The following is a 15883-nucleotide window of genomic DNA, read 5'->3' as shown; positions in this document are numbered from 1 at the left end:
GGGGTGGCGTGTGTGCCAGCGGCACGACACAAAACCCCCTCCACCGCCTCCGTGCCCCCCCACTGGATGCCATGCCATGAGTAAAACCTTTATCGCCCTGGGCGATAGCAAACCTGCCGCCCTCGATATCGGTGATGTCGTCACCAATATCCCGTTTTTCCCCAACATCCGGCTGAGCCAAGTGCGCGAAGCGCAGCGCCTGGATAGCACCGTGACGGTGCCGCGCTTACGGGTGGCGGTGGTGGAGGCGATGGCAAGCACCAATAGCGAGTTGGCCGTGTGGGCTGACCAACAGAAAAGCCGGGGGTTTCGTACCTTGGCCGATGTACCCGCCGACCAGCTCGACGGTGAAAGCGTCCATGTCCAGCGCTACCGTCGAGCCGTGTATTGCTTCGCCAATGCCAGTTTGGTGGAGCGCTTTCGCAGCTTCGATAGCACCAAGGACGGGCATGAGGTGGCGGACAAACTCGATTTGACCGTGAACGATTTGATTCGCGATGCCCGTGCCGCCATCAGCGATATCCAGGGCAAGGCCCGCTGCACTATCGAGTTGTTGTAATGCGTGTGATTGCGCATCAGGGCGATACCGTCGATGCCCTTTGTTATCGCCACTACGGCCGCACGGCGGGGATGGTCGAGGCGGTGCTGCTGGCTAACCGTGGGCTGGCTGCCCTGGGCGCAGTGTTGCCGCATGGTACGAGCGTCGAACTGCCCGACCTGCCGCCCCCTCCGACCGCCCCCCTTATCCAACTATGGGACTAATAACGATGGCTGAACCTGTATCTGTAACAACCGGCACCCTTGCCAATACCAGCCTGCTTGCCGCCGTCGTGGTGAGCCTGTTTCCCGGCATCGACGCCGGCATTGTCATGGGCGCATTTGCCGGTGCGGTGGTGTTCATTCTCAGCGCCAAGGACATCAGCAATCTAGGCAAGGCGGGCTACTTCGTTGTCGCCTTTATTGCCGGCATGGCCGGGGCGGCAACCGGCACGAGCTTGTTGGTCTGGCTGCTGCCCTCACACATCGCCGTGACGCCCAGTGTGGGTGCCGTTATCACGGCGGCGGTCTCGGTGAAGCTGTTGCTCTGGCTGATCGGCCAAGCCAGCAATCCGTTGGCACTGCTGGGCCGGCTGCGCAACCCCAAGGGGGGCGCGGAATGACGGCCTTGCTGTTGTGGTGCTATGCGCTGCTGTGCGGTTTTATCGCGCTGCGCCTGCTGGCCTTTCGCCGTGCAGAAGGGCAGCACCGCCCTCGCGTCGCATGGCTGGCCTATGGGCTGGTCGTGACGGCCGGTTCGGTGCCCTTGCGCCTGCTGCTGGGCCAACCTGTCCCGCTCGATATCAGCAGCTTTGGGGCGGTCTTTGTGCTGGCCTTCGCCCTGTGCGCCGCACGCGGCAATGTTGCCGACCTGTTCCGTGCGCCCAAGTTGCGGCGTGAACACCCGATTACCCGATTTCTGAGGAAAAACGATCATGTCTGAAACCGTCACCAAGCCCAAGCGGGATTTGACCATTGTCGAGCTTCAACACGCCGCAACCCGCCTCGGCGTGACACTGGCCGCGATTCAAGCCGTTAATGCCGTCGAAACCAACGGGCCGGGCTTTCTGCGCGATGGCCGCCCGGTGATTTTGTATGAACGCCATGTGATGTATCGCCGCCTCAAGCAGGCGGGCAAAGATGCCGACGCCTATGTGTTGCAGTGCCCGCATGTCGTGAACCCGTTGCGCGGCGGCTACCTGGGCGGGGCAAGTGAGCATGATCGGCTCGCCCTTGCGCAAGCCATCGATTCGGATTGCGCCCTGGAGTCCTGTAGCTGGGGGAAATTCCAAATGATGGGGTTTCATTGGCGGGCGCTGGGTTACAAATCTGCGGTGCATTTTGCCGAATTGATGGCGCAGAGCGAAATCCATCACCTGAGCGCCTTCGAGACCTTTGTCATGAGTGACGCCAAGCTGCATGCTGCCTTGCGGGCTTACAACTGGGCAGAGTTTGCCCGTCTGTACAACGGGCCGACCTACAAGATGAACCGCTACGACGAGAAGCTGGCCAGCGCCTATGCCCGTTTTGTGAAAGGGCCGACTTCTCCCCGCCCACCTGCACCGCCACCCCCTCCTAAGCCGCATCGCCCGCGCCAAGTCGTCGAGGTAGCGGTAAAGCTGGATCGGGGACAAGCATGAGTCCGTGGGTGTGGCGCTTGGTGATCGCCTTTTTTGCGATGAATGTCTGCCTGCTCTATCGCAATGCGGGGGATTTGGGCCGGTCGATGGCGCGTGAGACCGCGCTAGCCGAGTACGCGGACACGTTAGAAGCCGACAAGGTGGAACTCAAAGAACAATTGTCTGCCGTGGTTGCGTTATCCAAGCGCCTGCAAGCCTTGGAGGCGAACCGGCAGGCCCTCACCGATACCCTGAAAACCTTGGCTGCCCAGCGCGCCCAATACTACGAAAGACTGGAACATGAAAACGCTGCTGTGCGTGCTTGGGGCGCTGAGCCTCTGCCTGCCGATGTTGCCCGGCTGCGCGAGCGCCCCGCCTTTGTCAGTGCGGCCGCTTATCGTGAATGGCTGTCCACGCCTGACGCCGTGCCAGTTGCCAGCGAGCCAAGCCAAGCAGAACCGGGACTTGTTGCGGCAGATTGAAACGACTGAACTCGCCTGGGCGGTTTGCGCTGCCCAAGTAGACATGACGATAGCCTGTCAGAAAGCCGACGATGCTCAAACCCAAGCTGCTACGCGAGCACCTGACCCGGCTGGTGCCGACGCTCGCGAATGACCCGGATAAGCTCCTGGTCTTCATTGAAGACGGCAAGCTGCGCACCAACTGGGGTAAAAGCTTGTCGTTTGAATACCAGTACACCTTGAAAATGATCGTGCTCGACTTCGCCGACCATGCCGATACGGTGTTTGTACCGATACTGCTTTGGCTGAAGACCCACCAGCCCGAGCTGATCCTGAACGCTGACAGGCAGGCCAGCGGCATTGGCTTTGTGGTGGAACCGTTGAGCCATGAGACCAGCGACATCGAAATCAAGCTGATGCTGACCGAGCGCGTCAAGGTGGCGGAAAGCAACGGCGGGCTGGAAGTGATGCACCTGGGCGAAAACATCCCCAGCGGCAACCTATGGGCGCATACCTTGCCCGGTTTAGGCCTGGGTGAAACGGTAGCGCCAGCATGGCCGAGTTAAGCCACCTTGCCGACTGGTGCGACGGCCTGCTGCAAAAGCTATCTGCCAGTGAACGCCGCCAGCTGGTTCGCCAGATTGCCACCGACCTACGCCGCGCCAATGTCCAGCGCATCGCCCAACAAGTCACGCCCGAGGGCGAAGCCTTTGCCCCGCGTAAGCCCAACAAGCTAAGAGAAAAGAAAGGACAGATCCGTAAGCGCATGTTCACCAAGCTGCGCATGGCGCGCAACCTCAAGGCGGGCGCGAAGGGGGACGAGGCAAGCGTGACATTCGCGGGGCGGGCGCAATGGGTGGCGCGTGTCCACCATTACGGCTTACGCGATAAGGTAAAACGGGGCGGGCCGGAAGTGACGTATGTGGCGCGGCCTTTGTTGGGGCTGAGTGATGCCGATAGGAAGCGGGTGACGGACTTGGTGTTGGCAAATCTTGTTGCTTAGGCTAAAAAGAATTCGCGTCAGAAAATTATAATGACTTGATGGAGGAAATCTTGAGTGAAGTGATCAACAATCTAAAACAAGTTGTTGATTGCTCATCTCAAATTTCTCAGTGGTCGTTAGTTATATTTGGTGGCTCTGTTGCTACCATAATTGGCACATCCCATCATAAGCCAGCACAGTTAAGCTTGAAGCTTACATATTTTTTATTTGTTCCTGCATGGGCTTTCCTGGCTATATCCCTGTGGCAAGGTGATAAATTAGTTAGATCATATCTATCTTCATTATTTGTCAAGGAAGACATGATACCCAAGATTTCCCAAAGCATTAATGAACTATATTTAGATCAAATGAGTTTCCTTAAGTATTCATTGCTTTGTCTTGGTTTTTGGCTTTTAATATATCTTGCGGCATGGATTTTTATTGAAGAAAAGGTGCGTGATGAATAAATCAAGAAATACGGCTTATTTATATTTAGTCATTTCATCTGTATATTTATTTGCTGGCGAAGAATGTACTGATAAAGTATGTTACCCATACCCATTTCCTATAAATTGCTACCAATACTGTGTCAAGAGTATCTACAAAAACCATTCAAGTTTATTAAGAAATAATTTCAATGCAAACAATAGTGAAGCTGCTATGAAACTTCGCGCAATCTATAAAAAAATAGATAATGGAGATATTAAAGTCGGAATTCTTAATCACATAAACAATGAGCAGGACTTGATGAGAGCATATGGAGAGGTAAGTAATCCAAATGACGCAGAATTAAAAAAATAAATAACTCGCCGCCCAAGCTGTTTTCATAAATAGCTTTTAAGAATACTTCCAGCCTCAATTGGTCTGGTTCTACTGCTAACCACGCAATCCCTGTTCCATGACGCGCGTAGCCTACCCCGGCAAGCTGCGCACATGCCAAATTACGCCGAACTCTCCCGCCGTTTCGAAAGCCTGATCCGCTCGGGCACCATCATTGCTATCGACCACGCCAGTGCGCTGTGCCGGGTTAAAACCGGTTCGCTCGAAACCGAGTGGGAACATTTTTTTGCTCGGTTTTACCTGCAGGAGGGTAGATTGGGTGTACTGAAATCAGTATTTCAGCAGCCAGCTAGATCAGTTCTACATTGCGACAAACGCTTTGCAGGCTGCCTGATGAAATTAGTATTGGGTCCTTTTTGACTTTCATTTGTTTACCATTTTTGTCAGCAACAATGAATGCAAACCGGTATTCGCATTGATAGTTATCTTTTTGAAGCTTTATAAAAATCCTTGCCAAGCCTCCATGAAATATTTTTACCAATTCAGGAAATTCGTTAACAGAGGATATTCTTATACATCTTGATGGCATGTAGATGACACTTCTATTTATTCCTTGTACGTTAATTGTCATCTCTGACAGTGGGGTTTCGATGAGAGTTTTATGATGCTGTGGTGAGATATGCCGAATTGCCAGAGACTGTGCTAAGACATCTGTTGTGATTTTGTTAAACGCAATTGGATTTAGTATCTCATAAGCAGAGTCATACGCCGGGTCAAATTTCTTTGCTTCTTCAAGTGTTGGCTCATGGTCAAGACTTGCTACACAAAAGGCATAACAATTATCGATATTAAACCTAATTGATGCGCCTTTTTTTGCTGTAACTAAAACTGATCCATCAGAAGTGACTGAACCGCAAGTAAGTGCTTCTGACAATGAATTATCCATATTAAATGTAAATCCTTCTGGGAAGGTAAAGTGAGATGTTCCTTCCTATTTGTCCCGAAGTGTTAGGCATTCCAATCTTCTAAAATCATCTAACGTACCAATTCTTATTTTTTGTGCACCAAGAGAAATATTATGTTCTCGCTTGCAGAATTTAATTAATCTATTTGACATACTGACTCCAGTTAAGACATGTTCAATACCTACTAGATCTATTTAAGTGAATCATAGTTATTAGTGCGGCAATTAGATAGAGAATATGGACAAAACCAAAAGCTGTTTTTAAACAATGTATTAGGTTCCAAGTGCCGTAAGTCTATATGCTCTTTCATATTGCCGGATTAATAGCTTGATTCTCAATGCTGCATTTCTTTTGCCGTGAAGCTGGATTTATTTGTAAAGCCTACTGCTCCTGGCTTGTAACCACACCCCACACAATCCCCATTCCATGACACGCGTAGCCTACCCCGGCAAGCTGCGCACATGCCAAATTACGCCGACCTTTCCCGCCGCTTCGAAAGCCTGATCCGCTCGGGCACCATTACCGCCATCGACCACACCAGCGCGCTGTGCCGGGTTAAAACCGGCTCGCTCGAAACCGAGTGGCTGCCCTGGTTAGAACGCCGCGCTGGCGATACGCGCACCTGGAACCCGCCCACGGTAGGCGAACAAGTCCTTGTGCTCTGCCCCAGTGGCGAAGTCGCGGCCGGCTTCGTGCTGCTGGGTCTGTATTCCGCGCAAAAGCCCGCGCCAGATAGCCAACCCCATACCCATGTCATCACCTTCCCTGATGGTGCCTACCTTTGCTATGACCATGCCCTAGGCGCACTGATCGCAACGGGGATTAAAACCGCGCTGCTGGATGCCAGTGGCAGCATCACCGCCAAGGCCGGCCAGACCCTGGTTGCCGAGGTGGGCGATAGCGTCACGATCAAGGCCGGGGGCAGCGTCACCATTGATGCACCCACGACCACCATTACCGGCAACCTCGTGGTGCAAAAGGCCCTGTCCTTCATGGGTGGCATGTCCGGCAGTGGCGGTGCGGGTGGCGCAGTCGCCACCATTAACGGGGCCATGCAAATTCAGCAAGGCGGCCTGACCGTGTCCGGCGATGTCGTGGCCGGTGGCGTGAGCCTGAAGAGCCACACCCATCAAGAACAAGGCGACGGCGCGCCGACCAGTCCGCCGTTGGGGGGCTGAGCATGGCTTACAGCGGCTTGCACCCTCATACCGGCCAAACGTTGACCGGCATCGACCACCTCAAGCAATCGATAAGCTGCGTGCTGACCACGCCGATTGGCAGCCGGGTGATGCGGCGCGACTTTGGTTCACTGCTGCCCGCGCTGATTGACCAACCGATTAACCGCGCCACCATCGCCAAGCTTAATGCGGCCGTGGTGATGGCGCTGTTACGTTGGGAGCCGCGCATTCAGTTGTCGCGGGTATTGGTTGCCATCGGCGCGCAGGCCGGCGAAGTGGTGGTGAGCATCGATTGCACGCGGCGTGACGAAGCGTTCCGCCAGCAAAAGCTAGACCTATCGCTGCGCCTGCAAATGGGGGCGCGGACATGATCGACATCAACGCCTTGCCTGCCCCAAAGGTGGTCGAGCCGCTCGACTACGAAACCCTGTTTTCCCAGCGCAAAGCCGCCCTGCTGGCCCGCCAAACCGACCCGGAACGGGCCAAGGCATTGGCGGCAACGCTGGCGCTCGAATCCGAACCGCTGACGATCCTGTTGCAGGAAAGCGCCTATCGCGAAGTGCTGCTACGCCAGCGCATCAATGACGCCTCGTTGGCCGGCATGCTGGCGTATGCGACAGGGGCGGACCTGGACCATCGCGCCGCCGAGTATGGCGTGGCGCGCTTGATCGTCCAGCCCGCCGACCCCTTGGCCGACCCGCCTAGGCCGGCCGTGATGGAAAGCGACGACCGCCTGCGCTATCGCACCCAGCTGGCGTTAGAGGGGTTCAGCACGGCGGGGCCGGTGGGGAGCTATGTCTATCACGCGCTATCAGCCAGTGCGGCTGTTGCCGATGTCGCTATCGATTCACCCAGTCCGGGGCAGGTGCGCGTGACGGTGCTAGATAGCGGGCCTAGCGGCATTCCGGCCGCGTCACAGCTTGATACGGTAACGGCCGCTTTGAATGCCGAGACCGTGCGCCCCCTGTGCGACACGGTATTGGTCGAAGCCGCGACCGTGACCGCGTACACGGTGGTTGCGCAACTCTATGTCACCAACCGCCCCGAGAGTGCCCCCGCGCCTGCTGCGGCACGCGCCAAGCTGGACGCTTATCTGGCTGCACGCCGCAAGCTGGGGGCGGATGTACCGCTGTCGGGCCTGTACGCCGCTTTGCACCAGCCCGGCATTGTCCGCGTGGTGATTCAGTCGCCGAGCGCTGACATCCTCACCACCCCCCGCCAAGCCGCGCTGTGTACCGCTATCACCTTAACCACGGTCAATACCGATGAAATCTAGCCTGTTACCCCCCAATGCCACGCCTTTGCTGCGTGACCTTGCCGATGTCTGCGCGCTGGATTTGTCGCCGGAACTGCTGGCGGACATGAACGCCGCCGATCGTGCGCCCGTCGCGGTTTTGTCTTATCTCGCCTGGGCCTTGTCCATTGATGAATGGGACGAGACGTGGCCGGAAGCGACACGACGCCAGGTCATACGCGAATCGTTGGGCGTTCACCGTAGCAAGGGCACCGTAGCCTCCGTCAAACGCATCCTGCGCGGGGTGGGTTTCTATGACCCGGACCGGGGTTTCGAAGTACACATCATTGAAGGCAAGGCCCACTCAGCCGAAGCCGGCAAACCTGCGGCGCATTGGGCGGAATACAGCATAGAGCTGAATCGCCCGATGACCATCGACCAAGCCGCGCTGACACGCCGACTACTGGGCACCGTGGTGCCCGCCCGCTGCCATTTGCGCCGCCTGGATTTTCGGCGCGCGGCATGGCGACACAACGGCCAAGCACGCTATGACGCCACTATCAGCCATGGAGAGGCTTAAACATGGACAGCAACCACCTTACCGAACAAGCCACCTACACCGACACCATCTATGAAATCGCCACCACCGACCCGGTAGAAGGCGGGCCGAATGGCGTCGATAACCGCCCACACCGTGAACTGGCGAACCGCACGCGCTACCTCAAGGACAAGGTAGACGCGCTGGCGAGTGGCGACACGCCAGCCGGCAAAGCCACCGCCCTGGCAACGGCGCGAACGATCAAGGCGAGCGGTGATGCCACCTGGGCGGTGTCATTTGATGGCAAACGCGACATTGCCGCGCCGTTGACCTTGGCACCCAGCGGTGTCGCGGCGGGTACCTATCGCAGTGTCACCGCCGACGCCAAGGGCCGCATCGTGGCGGGTAGCAATCCGACCACCTTGGCGGGTTTCGGCATTACCGACGCGGTGCCGGCCAGTGATGTGAGCGCGACCCCCGCACCTAACAAGCTCTTACGCCTGAACAGTGCCGGCGTACTGCCCGCCGATATCACCGGCAATGCCGCCACCGCGAGCAGTGTCGAGCGTCTGCGCACGGCGCGCACGATTGCTTTACAAGGCGATGTCAGCGGCAGCGCGGCGTTTGATGGGTCCGCCAACGCGGTGCTGAACGTCACTGTTGACCCGACCAAGCACGGGCATTCAACCCTCTTTGCTGTCGATACCCGCAATGCGAAAGACGCGCCCAAGGACAAGCCCGGCTATGCCTTGGGGCTGGCATTCAAGACCCGCGACGCGGCCGGCACCCCGCCGCTTGCGGCCTGTGTTGCCTACGCGCATGTGTTGTCGGTGGCGGCCTGGGATAGCGCGGGCGGCTCGGGTGGGTGGCCGTCCGAAATCAGCGTGGGCGACGGCTTGGCCGTGCGCCAGGGCGTCAACGCCAACACCTGGGGGCCGTGGCGCAATGTGCTGACGGATGCGAACGTGGGCCGCTATGCGCTGCCGCTGAGCGGGGGTAGCCTGAATGGCAAGCTGTTGGCCGTTAGAAATAACCCCGCCATCGCCAACAACAGCTATAGCGAGTGCAATTTAGAGCTACAAACTGCTGACGGTTCGCCTGTCATGCTGGGTTTTCATCGCATGGGCTATACGGCGGTCACGCTGTATCACGATGGCAATGACGCGCTCAAGGTCCGCACCAACAGCGGCAAGGATGGCGAGTTGCTGACCAGTTACAACTACGGCAAGTATTCGCTATCGCTTAGCGGAGGCACGATTACCGGCCCTGTGACTTTTAAGGGCGTAAGCCCGTATTGCGATAACTGGTTCCGTAGTACCGGTGCCACCGGCTGGTTCAATGAGACCTATGGCGGTGGGCTGTACATGACCGACAACGAGTGTGTGCGCGTCTATAACGGCAAGCACTTGTGGAGTGCGGGGCATGGTTTCTTTGGCGAAGGGCAGGCGCAAGGCCGAATCTATCTACGCTATGCCGGCCAGAGTAGCGACACCTTCCTATACCGTGATTCTTCCGTGTTACTGGCCGCGTATAACTCACAGACCGATTACCTGTTTAGTATCGATCCCAGCCGGCACTGGCGCATGCCCTCCCATCTCAGTGTTGGCGGCAATCTGGCCGTGACCGGCTACGCCTCAGCCGCGACCGTATCGCCCGCAGCAGAAGACCAACAGCTGGCGACGACCGAATGGGTCAAGCGCCATGTGCGCAACCTGATGCGCGACCAATTCACTAGCAGCCCGAATATCAGCGGTTATCAGCGCCTGCCCAGCGGGATGATTTTGCAATGGGGCACGATTACCACCACAGCCAGCCCGCAAACCATCACGTTTCCCATTGCGTTTCCCAATGCCTGCGCCTCAGTGGTGGGGAGTGTCGATGCAACCGCGACCAGCGGGGTGGAAGCGTTCGCGCATACCAATGTCACCCGGTTCAATTTCCAGATTTATGCGGGCGCGGCGTGGGGCGGGGGGATTGGCGGTGTGGTCGGTTCGACCTGCTGGATAGCCATTGGTTACTGAGGAAAAAGCCATGACCTTGTTTTACAGCCCCAAAGAGCGGGGATTCTTTGACGATACAATGCACGACCCCTTGCCCGACGATGCGCAGCCGATTACGCCCACGCTGCATACTGAGTTGCTGCAAGCGCAGTCGAACGGCGCGGAGATTGTGCCCAGCCCGACCGGGCAGCCCATGGCGCGGATGCCTGAGCTGACTGCACCCCAATTGCGCTCACAACTGCATCAGGCCCTTAATCACGAGCGCTTGCGACGCGAGGATGAGGGGTTTTGCTATCAAGGCAAGACCATCGACGCCGACCCGGCCAGCATGGGCCGCATTACCAGTGCGGTCATGGCGGCGATGGCGGCCAAGTCGCTGGGCCAACCGTTTGTGACAAGCTGGACCTGTGCCGATAACAGCGAGCTTGAACTGGATGCCGTGGGAATGATGGGCATGGCGGTCGCGTTGGCAGAGCGTAATGAAGCATTGCACGCACACTGTCGCGCCCGCAAGGCTGAGGTAGACGCCCTGGACCTCAAGGCCCTCAAGGCGTTTGTGCCGGCAGCCGGTTGGCCCGATTAAGCGCCGGGGTTGTCGTGGCCGCCCACACAATCCGCATTGACTGACCGCACCGCCCACGCTGGGTAGTCTGACGGGGTGATGAACTCAACCCTGGAAAGACGATGGCGACTGACTACCACCACGGCGTGCGCGTCGTTGAAATCAATACGGGTGTACGCCTCGCCCGTACCCCAAGTACCGCTGTAATCGGCCTTGTCTGCACCGCAGACGATGCCGATGCGGCAACCTTCCCCCTTGATACCCCTGTTCTGATTACCGAAGTCCAGACCGCTATCGGCAAAGCCGGCAGCAAGGGCACCTTATCCGCCACGCTCGATGCGATTGCCGACCAAGCCAAGCCGCTGATTGTGGTGGTGCGGGTGGCGCAAGGTGTGGCGCGTGCCGCTATCCCGGCCGAACCCGGTACGCCGGCGATACCTGCCAGTGGCAACAACGCTGCGGTGCCGGCGCGTCCTGCCGTGCCGGGTGTGGATGGTGTGACCGCTGAAGAAGCCACCAACAGCAATGTGATTGGCACCACCAATGCAGCGGGCCGCTATACCGGCATGAAAGCCCTCTTGATGGCGGAAACCATGTTCGGCGTGAAGCCGCGCATTCTGGCGTGTCCTGGTCTGGATACCCAGCCCGTCGCGGCTGAACTGGTCGGCATTGCGCAAAAGCTACGTGCCTTTGCCTATGTGTCGGCCTGGGGCGCCAAGACCAAGGAGCAGGCCGCGACCTATCGCGGCAACTTTGGGCAACGGGAAGTCATGGTGATCTGGCCCGACCTGATTGCCTGGGACACCAACACCAATAAGCCGGCCGTGCGCTGGGCGACTGCCCTCGCGGTGGGGTTGCGCGCCAAGCTCGACGAAGAACAAGGCTGGCACAAGACCCTGTCGAATGTGGCACTCAATGGCGTAACCGGCCTGGAACGTGATGTGTTCTGGGACTTGCAGGACCCGGCTACCGATGCGGGCTACCTCAATAGCAAGGAAGTGACCTGTCCGATTCGTAGCCAGGGGTTCCGCATTTGGGGTTCGCGTTCCTGTTCGGACGAGCCGCTATTTGCCTTCGAGAACTACACCCGCACCAGCCAAGTGTTGGCCGATCTGTTTGCCGAATCGCTGTTGTGGGCCATCGACAAGCCCATGACCCCGATGCTGGTGAAGGACATCATCGAAGGCATCAACGCCAAATTCCGCGAACTGATCGCCAGCGGCTACCTGCTGGGTGGCAAGGCTTGGTATGACCCGACGATTAACACCGAGGCGACGCTCAAGAGCGGCAAATTGGCGATTGATTACGACTATACCCCCGTCCCCCCGCTGGAAAACCTGACGCTACGCCAGCGCATTACCGACCGCTATTTGGCCGACTTCGCCGCCAAGATTAACGCCTAGACAAGGAACCTTTATGGCATTGCCTCGCAAGCTCAAATACTTCAATACCTTTATGGATGGGGTGGACCACGCTGGCGAAGCCACCGAAGTCACCCTGCCCAAACTCTCGCGCAAGTTTGAGGACTTCCGCGCCGGGGGCATGGATGGCCCGGTTGGCATCGACATGGGCCAAGAAAAGCTGGAAATGGAAATCACCTACGGCGGCTTGATTCGTGAGGCGCTGAACCAGTATGCCGCCACCAAGCACGACGCCGTGCTGCTGCGCTTTGCCGGTTACTACCAGCGCGAAGACAGTCTCGACTATGACGCCGTGGAAATCGTGGTGCGTGGGCGTATTCAGGAACTCGACTACGGCAGCGGCAAGGCCGGCGACGACACCACGTTTAAAGCCAAGCTGCACCTCAGTTACTACAAGCAAATCATTAACGGCGCGACCGTGATCGAGATAGACCAAGCGAACATGGTCCTGATCGTGAACGGACAAGACCGCCTCGCGGCAGCCCGTAAGGCCATTGGCCGCTAAACCCCCTAACCCCAACAAGGAAACACCATGTCTAAAAGCACATCAACAGCCCTGGTTACAACGACCAGCCCCGACACCAAGTTGATTACCCTGGATACGCCGATTCAGCGCGGTGAACAGACGATTACCGCTGTCACTTTGCGCAAACCCAAGTCGGGTAGCCTGCGCGGGCTCAATCTGGCCAGTCTGCTACAGATGGAGACCAATGCCATTTTTAAGGTGGTGCCGCGCATCAGTGAACCAGCCTTGACCGAGCCGGATATGGCGGCCTTAGACCCGGCTGATCTCTTGCAATTGGGTTCGGCAGTGGGCGATTTTTTGCTGACGAAAGCGGTGCGGGCGGAGGTCTCCCCGAGCGCGTAGAGGACGCCATGGCCGATATCGCCGTGGTCTTTCATTGGCAGCCGGATGTCATGGGGGAATGGGTGGTGTCGGAACTGGCCGACTGGCGCGAACGCGCCCGAGTCCGGCGTGAGGTCGAAGACTGACCGCAAAGAGACGGCGGTTGGGGTGGGTGCTTAGAACACCCCTCCCAACCACTTACCCACTGGTCGGACAGTGAGCAAGCCAAGGCCGCCCCCTTCGCGCGAAGGGGGTAAGAGCCTAGCACAGACCAAGCTCACCATTATGGAATCGATACGCTGCGGCAGTTGCCACCGCAAACTGGGCGAAGGCACTTACACCCTGCTGGTGATTAAGTGCCCCCGTTGTAAAACCCTGAATACCTTGAAGGCCACGCGCCCCCGTACCTAGCGCGCCACCGAGCGCCATGATTTGGAAATCTCATGGCGCTTTTTGCTCCCCCCTATACCCTGCACCACGCTGATTGCCTGCCCCTGCTGGCGAGCCTGCCCGACGATGCCGTCGATGCCATCATCACCGACCCGCCTTATTTTCGGGTCAAGTCGGACGCCTGGGACCGCCAATGGCGTACTGCCGATGCGTTCGCCGTCTGGATGGGGCGGGTACTCGACCAGTTCGCCCGTATCCTGAAGCCGAGCGGCTCGCTCTACCTGTTCGCCTCGCCGGCCATGGCGGCACGGGTGGAAATGCTGATCGCCGAGCGGTTGCAGGTGTTGAATCACATTGTGTGGGCGAAGCCTTCCGGCAAGCATCTTGGTACGTGCCGTGCCAGCCAGCGGCGTTTCTTTCCGCAAACCGAGCGCATCCTGTTCGCCGAGCATTACGGTGCAGACAGTACCGCCGAGGATGCGGCCGGTTACAAGGCCAAGTGTGCTGCCCTACGGCGTACCCTATTCGAGCCACTGCGCCGCTATCTGGATGATGAGCGCCAGCGGGCGGGCTGGCGATGTAGCGAGATTGACGCGGCTTGGCGTGTGTGGCGCGGCACACCCAATAGCAAAGGGGGCATGGCGACACATTGGTTCAGTCGTTCGCAATGGGCGATGCCGACACCCGCAGCCTACGCGTGGTTGCAACAGCTATTTCGTAGCCGGCCGGGTGATGCTCTGTCGCACCCCGCTGCGGTGCTGGGTGCCGGTCATGCCGTGCTGCGGACCGACTACCATTTTTTAAAAAAGGAATACGACACCCTAAAGCAGCAATATCAAGCGCTATGCCGACCCTTTGCCATGGACAACGTGGCACCGCACACGGATGTCTGGCATTTCCCGGTAGTGCAGCCTTATGCCGGCAAGCATCCTTGCGAAAAGCCCCTGCCCTTGATGCGCCACATCATGGAGTGTTCCACCCGCCCTGGTCATGTCGTTTTGGATCCCTTCTTGGGTTCGGGTTCGACGGGGATTGCGGCGCTTGAGGCGGGTTGCCGCTTTGTCGGTATTGAGCAGGACGCCGTGATTCACGCACAGGCGGCGAAGCGGCTGGCGGATTTTGTGGGGGCTGCCCACACAAGCGCCAGTGCCTGACGCAGGGGCGTGCGCGGGGCACGATGGGGCAACCCTTTTGCCCTGTGAATCCCATGAGTGACCAGAAACTAAAACTTCAAGTCCTGCTTTCTGCGGTGGACAAGCTGACTGCGCCGCTACGCAGCGTCAGCGCGGCCAGCCGCGAGACCGCTGGCAAGGTGGACGCCATCCGCAACCAACTGAAGGCGCTGAACGCGCAGCAAAGCAACGTGAATACGTTCACCGCGCTAAGGAAGCAGGCCAGTGCATCCACCGAGGCATTGCATAAAGCCAAGGCGAAGCTAGCCGAGTTCAAGGACAAGACCGAGCAAGCCAGGGCCGCCCAAGCGGCGTTGGTGGGCAAGGTAGAGACCGCACGCAGTACCCACATGCTGTATGTGGCGCAAATGGCTGCTGGTAATGACAAGCACGCCGGCTTTGGCTATCAGATGTACAAAGCCAGGACCGAACTAGAAAAGCTCGAAAGCGAATTTAGGGCGGCGCAGAACGCGACCCGCAACTACAGCGAGAAAGCCAAGCTCGCCGGTAAGCAGGTTAAGCAGTTGGGGCAAGACCATATCGCACTGGCTGGGCCGCTTCGCGCCGCGAAAGCCCGCTTGCGCGAGGCCGGCGTGAGCGTTCGGCAACTAGGCGACCATGAGAGCGGGCTGGCCCGCCAAATCAATCAGGCCAATGATGCCCTGAAGGCCCAACAGGACCGGCTGAAAGGGGTGAATGAGCGCATGCGCCAAGCCACCGCCTTGCGGGCGCGGTATGACAAGGCAATGGCGACGCGCAATAACGTGGCGGGCAATGGTGCCGCCATGCTGGGGGCGGGGTATGTGACGGGTCGGGCGATGATGGCCCCGGTAAGCGCCTACGCCAGCGCGGAAAATGCCGGTGCGGGCTTGCGCGTGGCGATGATGCAAAAGGACGGCCAAGTCAGTGCCGAATTTGCCCGCATCAATACCTTGGCCCAGCAACTGGGCGACCGTCTGCCCGGTACAACGGCGGACTTTCAGGACATGATGACCATGTTGATACGCCAAGGTATATCGGCCAAGGCAGTGCTGGGCGGACTATTCACCCGGCAACTAAGGGTTGATTTGTTGGTGTCCGCCCCCAACTGATAGAAATGGACAAAGAAGACGGACGCAAGCTGTCGCGGCAAGAACAGCACGAAAGGCGCAAGCAAGCTGTGAGGCTGCATCGGCGTGGCATGCCCATCAAGGAAGT

Annotated in this window: 25 protein-coding genes; 23 read left to right on the top strand and 2 right to left on the bottom strand. The window is 58.2% G+C overall.

Translation table 11 applies throughout. The features are described 5' to 3' along the window. Window positions 1-76 precede the first annotated feature (76 nt). The 10 genes from CSQ89_RS11545 (at window position 77) to CSQ89_RS22070 (ending at window position 4400) form a co-directional block, all read left to right on the top strand. Complete coding sequence (locus CSQ89_RS11545; protein ID WP_099406313.1) at window positions 77-559, top strand: head completion/stabilization protein; 483 nt, start codon at window positions 77-79, stop codon at window positions 557-559. Further along, window positions 559-762: a tail protein X gene (locus CSQ89_RS11540; RefSeq protein ID WP_099406312.1), complete on the top strand. Its 204-nt coding sequence runs from the start codon at window positions 559-561 to the stop codon at window positions 760-762. Before CSQ89_RS11545 ends, CSQ89_RS11540 begins: the two co-directional genes overlap by 1 nt. 5 nt (window positions 763-767) lie before the next feature. After that, window positions 768-1160 (top strand): putative holin, encoded by a 393-nt coding sequence (locus CSQ89_RS11535; RefSeq protein WP_099406311.1) that lies wholly within the window; start codon window positions 768-770, stop codon window positions 1158-1160. After that, entirely contained in the window at window positions 1157-1480 is a 324-nt protein-coding gene (locus tag CSQ89_RS11530; RefSeq protein WP_099406310.1) for a phage holin family protein, read from the top strand. The genes CSQ89_RS11535 and CSQ89_RS11530 overlap by 4 nt, the downstream gene beginning before the upstream one ends. Next, a complete protein-coding gene (locus CSQ89_RS11525; RefSeq protein WP_099406309.1) occupies window positions 1473-2177 on the top strand; it encodes an N-acetylmuramidase family protein in 705 nt (234 codons plus the stop codon). The genes CSQ89_RS11530 and CSQ89_RS11525 overlap by 8 nt, the downstream gene beginning before the upstream one ends. 279 nt (window positions 2178-2456) lie before the next feature. Further along, complete coding sequence (lysC, locus tag CSQ89_RS23830; protein ID WP_222103429.1) at window positions 2457-2771, top strand: Rz1-like lysis system protein LysC; 315 nt, start codon at window positions 2457-2459, stop codon at window positions 2769-2771. Beyond that, on the top strand, window positions 2710-3183 hold the full coding sequence (locus tag CSQ89_RS11515; protein ID WP_099406308.1) for a phage tail protein: 474 nt from the start codon (window positions 2710-2712) through the stop codon (window positions 3181-3183). The genes lysC and CSQ89_RS11515 overlap by 62 nt, the downstream gene beginning before the upstream one ends. After that, the gene (locus CSQ89_RS11510) at window positions 3171-3620 is read left to right on the top strand and encodes a phage virion morphogenesis protein (RefSeq protein ID WP_099406307.1); all 450 of its coding nucleotides are present in this window, start codon (window positions 3171-3173) and stop codon (window positions 3618-3620) included. Before CSQ89_RS11515 ends, CSQ89_RS11510 begins: the two co-directional genes overlap by 13 nt. Before the next feature lie 50 nt (window positions 3621-3670). Then, the gene (locus CSQ89_RS11505; protein WP_139022936.1) at window positions 3671-4066 is read left to right on the top strand and encodes a hypothetical protein; all 396 of its coding nucleotides are present in this window, start codon (window positions 3671-3673) and stop codon (window positions 4064-4066) included. Beyond that, window positions 4056-4400 carry a hypothetical protein gene (locus tag CSQ89_RS22070; RefSeq protein WP_139022937.1) on the top strand — a complete coding sequence of 115 codons (345 nt, stop codon included), beginning with the start codon at window positions 4056-4058 and terminating at the stop codon, window positions 4398-4400. The genes CSQ89_RS11505 and CSQ89_RS22070 overlap by 11 nt, the downstream gene beginning before the upstream one ends. A 111-nt stretch (window positions 4401-4511) precedes the next feature. On the opposite strand, the gene CSQ89_RS23175 is transcribed toward CSQ89_RS22070, so the two are convergent. Then, complete coding sequence (locus CSQ89_RS23175; RefSeq protein WP_222103428.1) at window positions 4512-4661, bottom strand: hypothetical protein; 150 nt, start codon at window positions 4659-4661, stop codon at window positions 4512-4514. A gap of 67 nt (window positions 4662-4728) precedes the next feature. Then, a complete protein-coding gene (locus CSQ89_RS22065; protein ID WP_139022938.1) occupies window positions 4729-5325 on the bottom strand; it encodes a hypothetical protein in 597 nt (198 codons plus the stop codon). 480 nt (window positions 5326-5805) lie between these two features. Between CSQ89_RS22065 and CSQ89_RS11495 the strand changes: the two genes are divergently transcribed. The 13 genes from CSQ89_RS11495 (at window position 5806) to CSQ89_RS11435 (ending at window position 15777) form a co-directional block, all read left to right on the top strand. Then, a complete protein-coding gene (locus tag CSQ89_RS11495) occupies window positions 5806-6522 on the top strand; it encodes a phage baseplate assembly protein V (RefSeq protein ID WP_099406304.1) in 717 nt (238 codons plus the stop codon). A 2-nt stretch (window positions 6523-6524) separates the two neighbouring features. Next, the gene (locus CSQ89_RS11490; protein ID WP_233203096.1) at window positions 6525-6893 is read left to right on the top strand and encodes a GPW/gp25 family protein; all 369 of its coding nucleotides are present in this window, start codon (window positions 6525-6527) and stop codon (window positions 6891-6893) included. Beyond that, window positions 6890-7798 (top strand): baseplate assembly protein, encoded by a 909-nt coding sequence (locus CSQ89_RS11485; protein WP_099406303.1) that lies wholly within the window; start codon window positions 6890-6892, stop codon window positions 7796-7798. The genes CSQ89_RS11490 and CSQ89_RS11485 overlap by 4 nt, the downstream gene beginning before the upstream one ends. Continuing rightward, window positions 7788-8336, top strand: coding sequence for a phage tail protein I (locus tag CSQ89_RS11480; RefSeq protein ID WP_099406302.1), 549 nt, complete (start codon window positions 7788-7790; stop codon window positions 8334-8336). Before CSQ89_RS11485 ends, CSQ89_RS11480 begins: the two co-directional genes overlap by 11 nt. A 2-nt stretch (window positions 8337-8338) precedes the next feature. Continuing rightward, window positions 8339-10315 (top strand): gp53-like domain-containing protein, encoded by a 1977-nt coding sequence (locus tag CSQ89_RS22900; protein WP_199065451.1) that lies wholly within the window; start codon window positions 8339-8341, stop codon window positions 10313-10315. A 10-nt stretch (window positions 10316-10325) separates the two neighbouring features. Then, window positions 10326-10877 carry a DUF4376 domain-containing protein gene (locus CSQ89_RS11470; RefSeq protein WP_099406301.1) on the top strand — a complete coding sequence of 184 codons (552 nt, stop codon included), beginning with the start codon at window positions 10326-10328 and terminating at the stop codon, window positions 10875-10877. 101 nt (window positions 10878-10978) lie between these two features. Then, window positions 10979-12259 (top strand): phage tail sheath protein, encoded by a 1281-nt coding sequence (locus CSQ89_RS11465; RefSeq protein WP_099406300.1) that lies wholly within the window; start codon window positions 10979-10981, stop codon window positions 12257-12259. 13 nt (window positions 12260-12272) lie between these two features. Continuing rightward, window positions 12273-12782, top strand: a complete 510-nt coding sequence (locus tag CSQ89_RS11460) for a phage major tail tube protein (protein ID WP_099406299.1) — start codon at window positions 12273-12275, stop codon at window positions 12780-12782. A 27-nt stretch (window positions 12783-12809) separates the two neighbouring features. After that, window positions 12810-13145, top strand: coding sequence for a phage tail assembly protein (locus tag CSQ89_RS11455; protein WP_099406298.1), 336 nt, complete (start codon window positions 12810-12812; stop codon window positions 13143-13145). An 8-nt stretch (window positions 13146-13153) separates the two neighbouring features. Then, a complete protein-coding gene (locus CSQ89_RS11450; protein ID WP_099406297.1) occupies window positions 13154-13270 on the top strand; it encodes a GpE family phage tail protein in 117 nt (38 codons plus the stop codon). Between the two features lie 139 nt (window positions 13271-13409). Then, window positions 13410-13535 (top strand): Com family DNA-binding transcriptional regulator, encoded by a 126-nt coding sequence (locus CSQ89_RS11445; RefSeq protein WP_099406296.1) that lies wholly within the window; start codon window positions 13410-13412, stop codon window positions 13533-13535. A 32-nt stretch (window positions 13536-13567) separates the two neighbouring features. Then, window positions 13568-14668, top strand: a complete 1101-nt coding sequence (locus CSQ89_RS11440) for a DNA-methyltransferase (RefSeq protein WP_099406295.1) — start codon at window positions 13568-13570, stop codon at window positions 14666-14668. A 53-nt stretch (window positions 14669-14721) separates the two neighbouring features. Continuing rightward, window positions 14722-15777 (top strand): phage tail tape measure protein, encoded by a 1056-nt coding sequence (locus CSQ89_RS11435; protein WP_158228975.1) that lies wholly within the window; start codon window positions 14722-14724, stop codon window positions 15775-15777. Window positions 15778-15883: the final 106 nt, after the last annotated feature.

This window comes from Chitinimonas sp. BJB300, from assembly GCF_002735695.1.
Lineage (GTDB): Bacteria > Pseudomonadota > Gammaproteobacteria > Burkholderiales > Chitinimonadaceae > Chitinimonas.
Note: the sequence above shows the minus strand (reverse complement) of the source record. Positions and strands in the feature narration are given on the sequence as shown.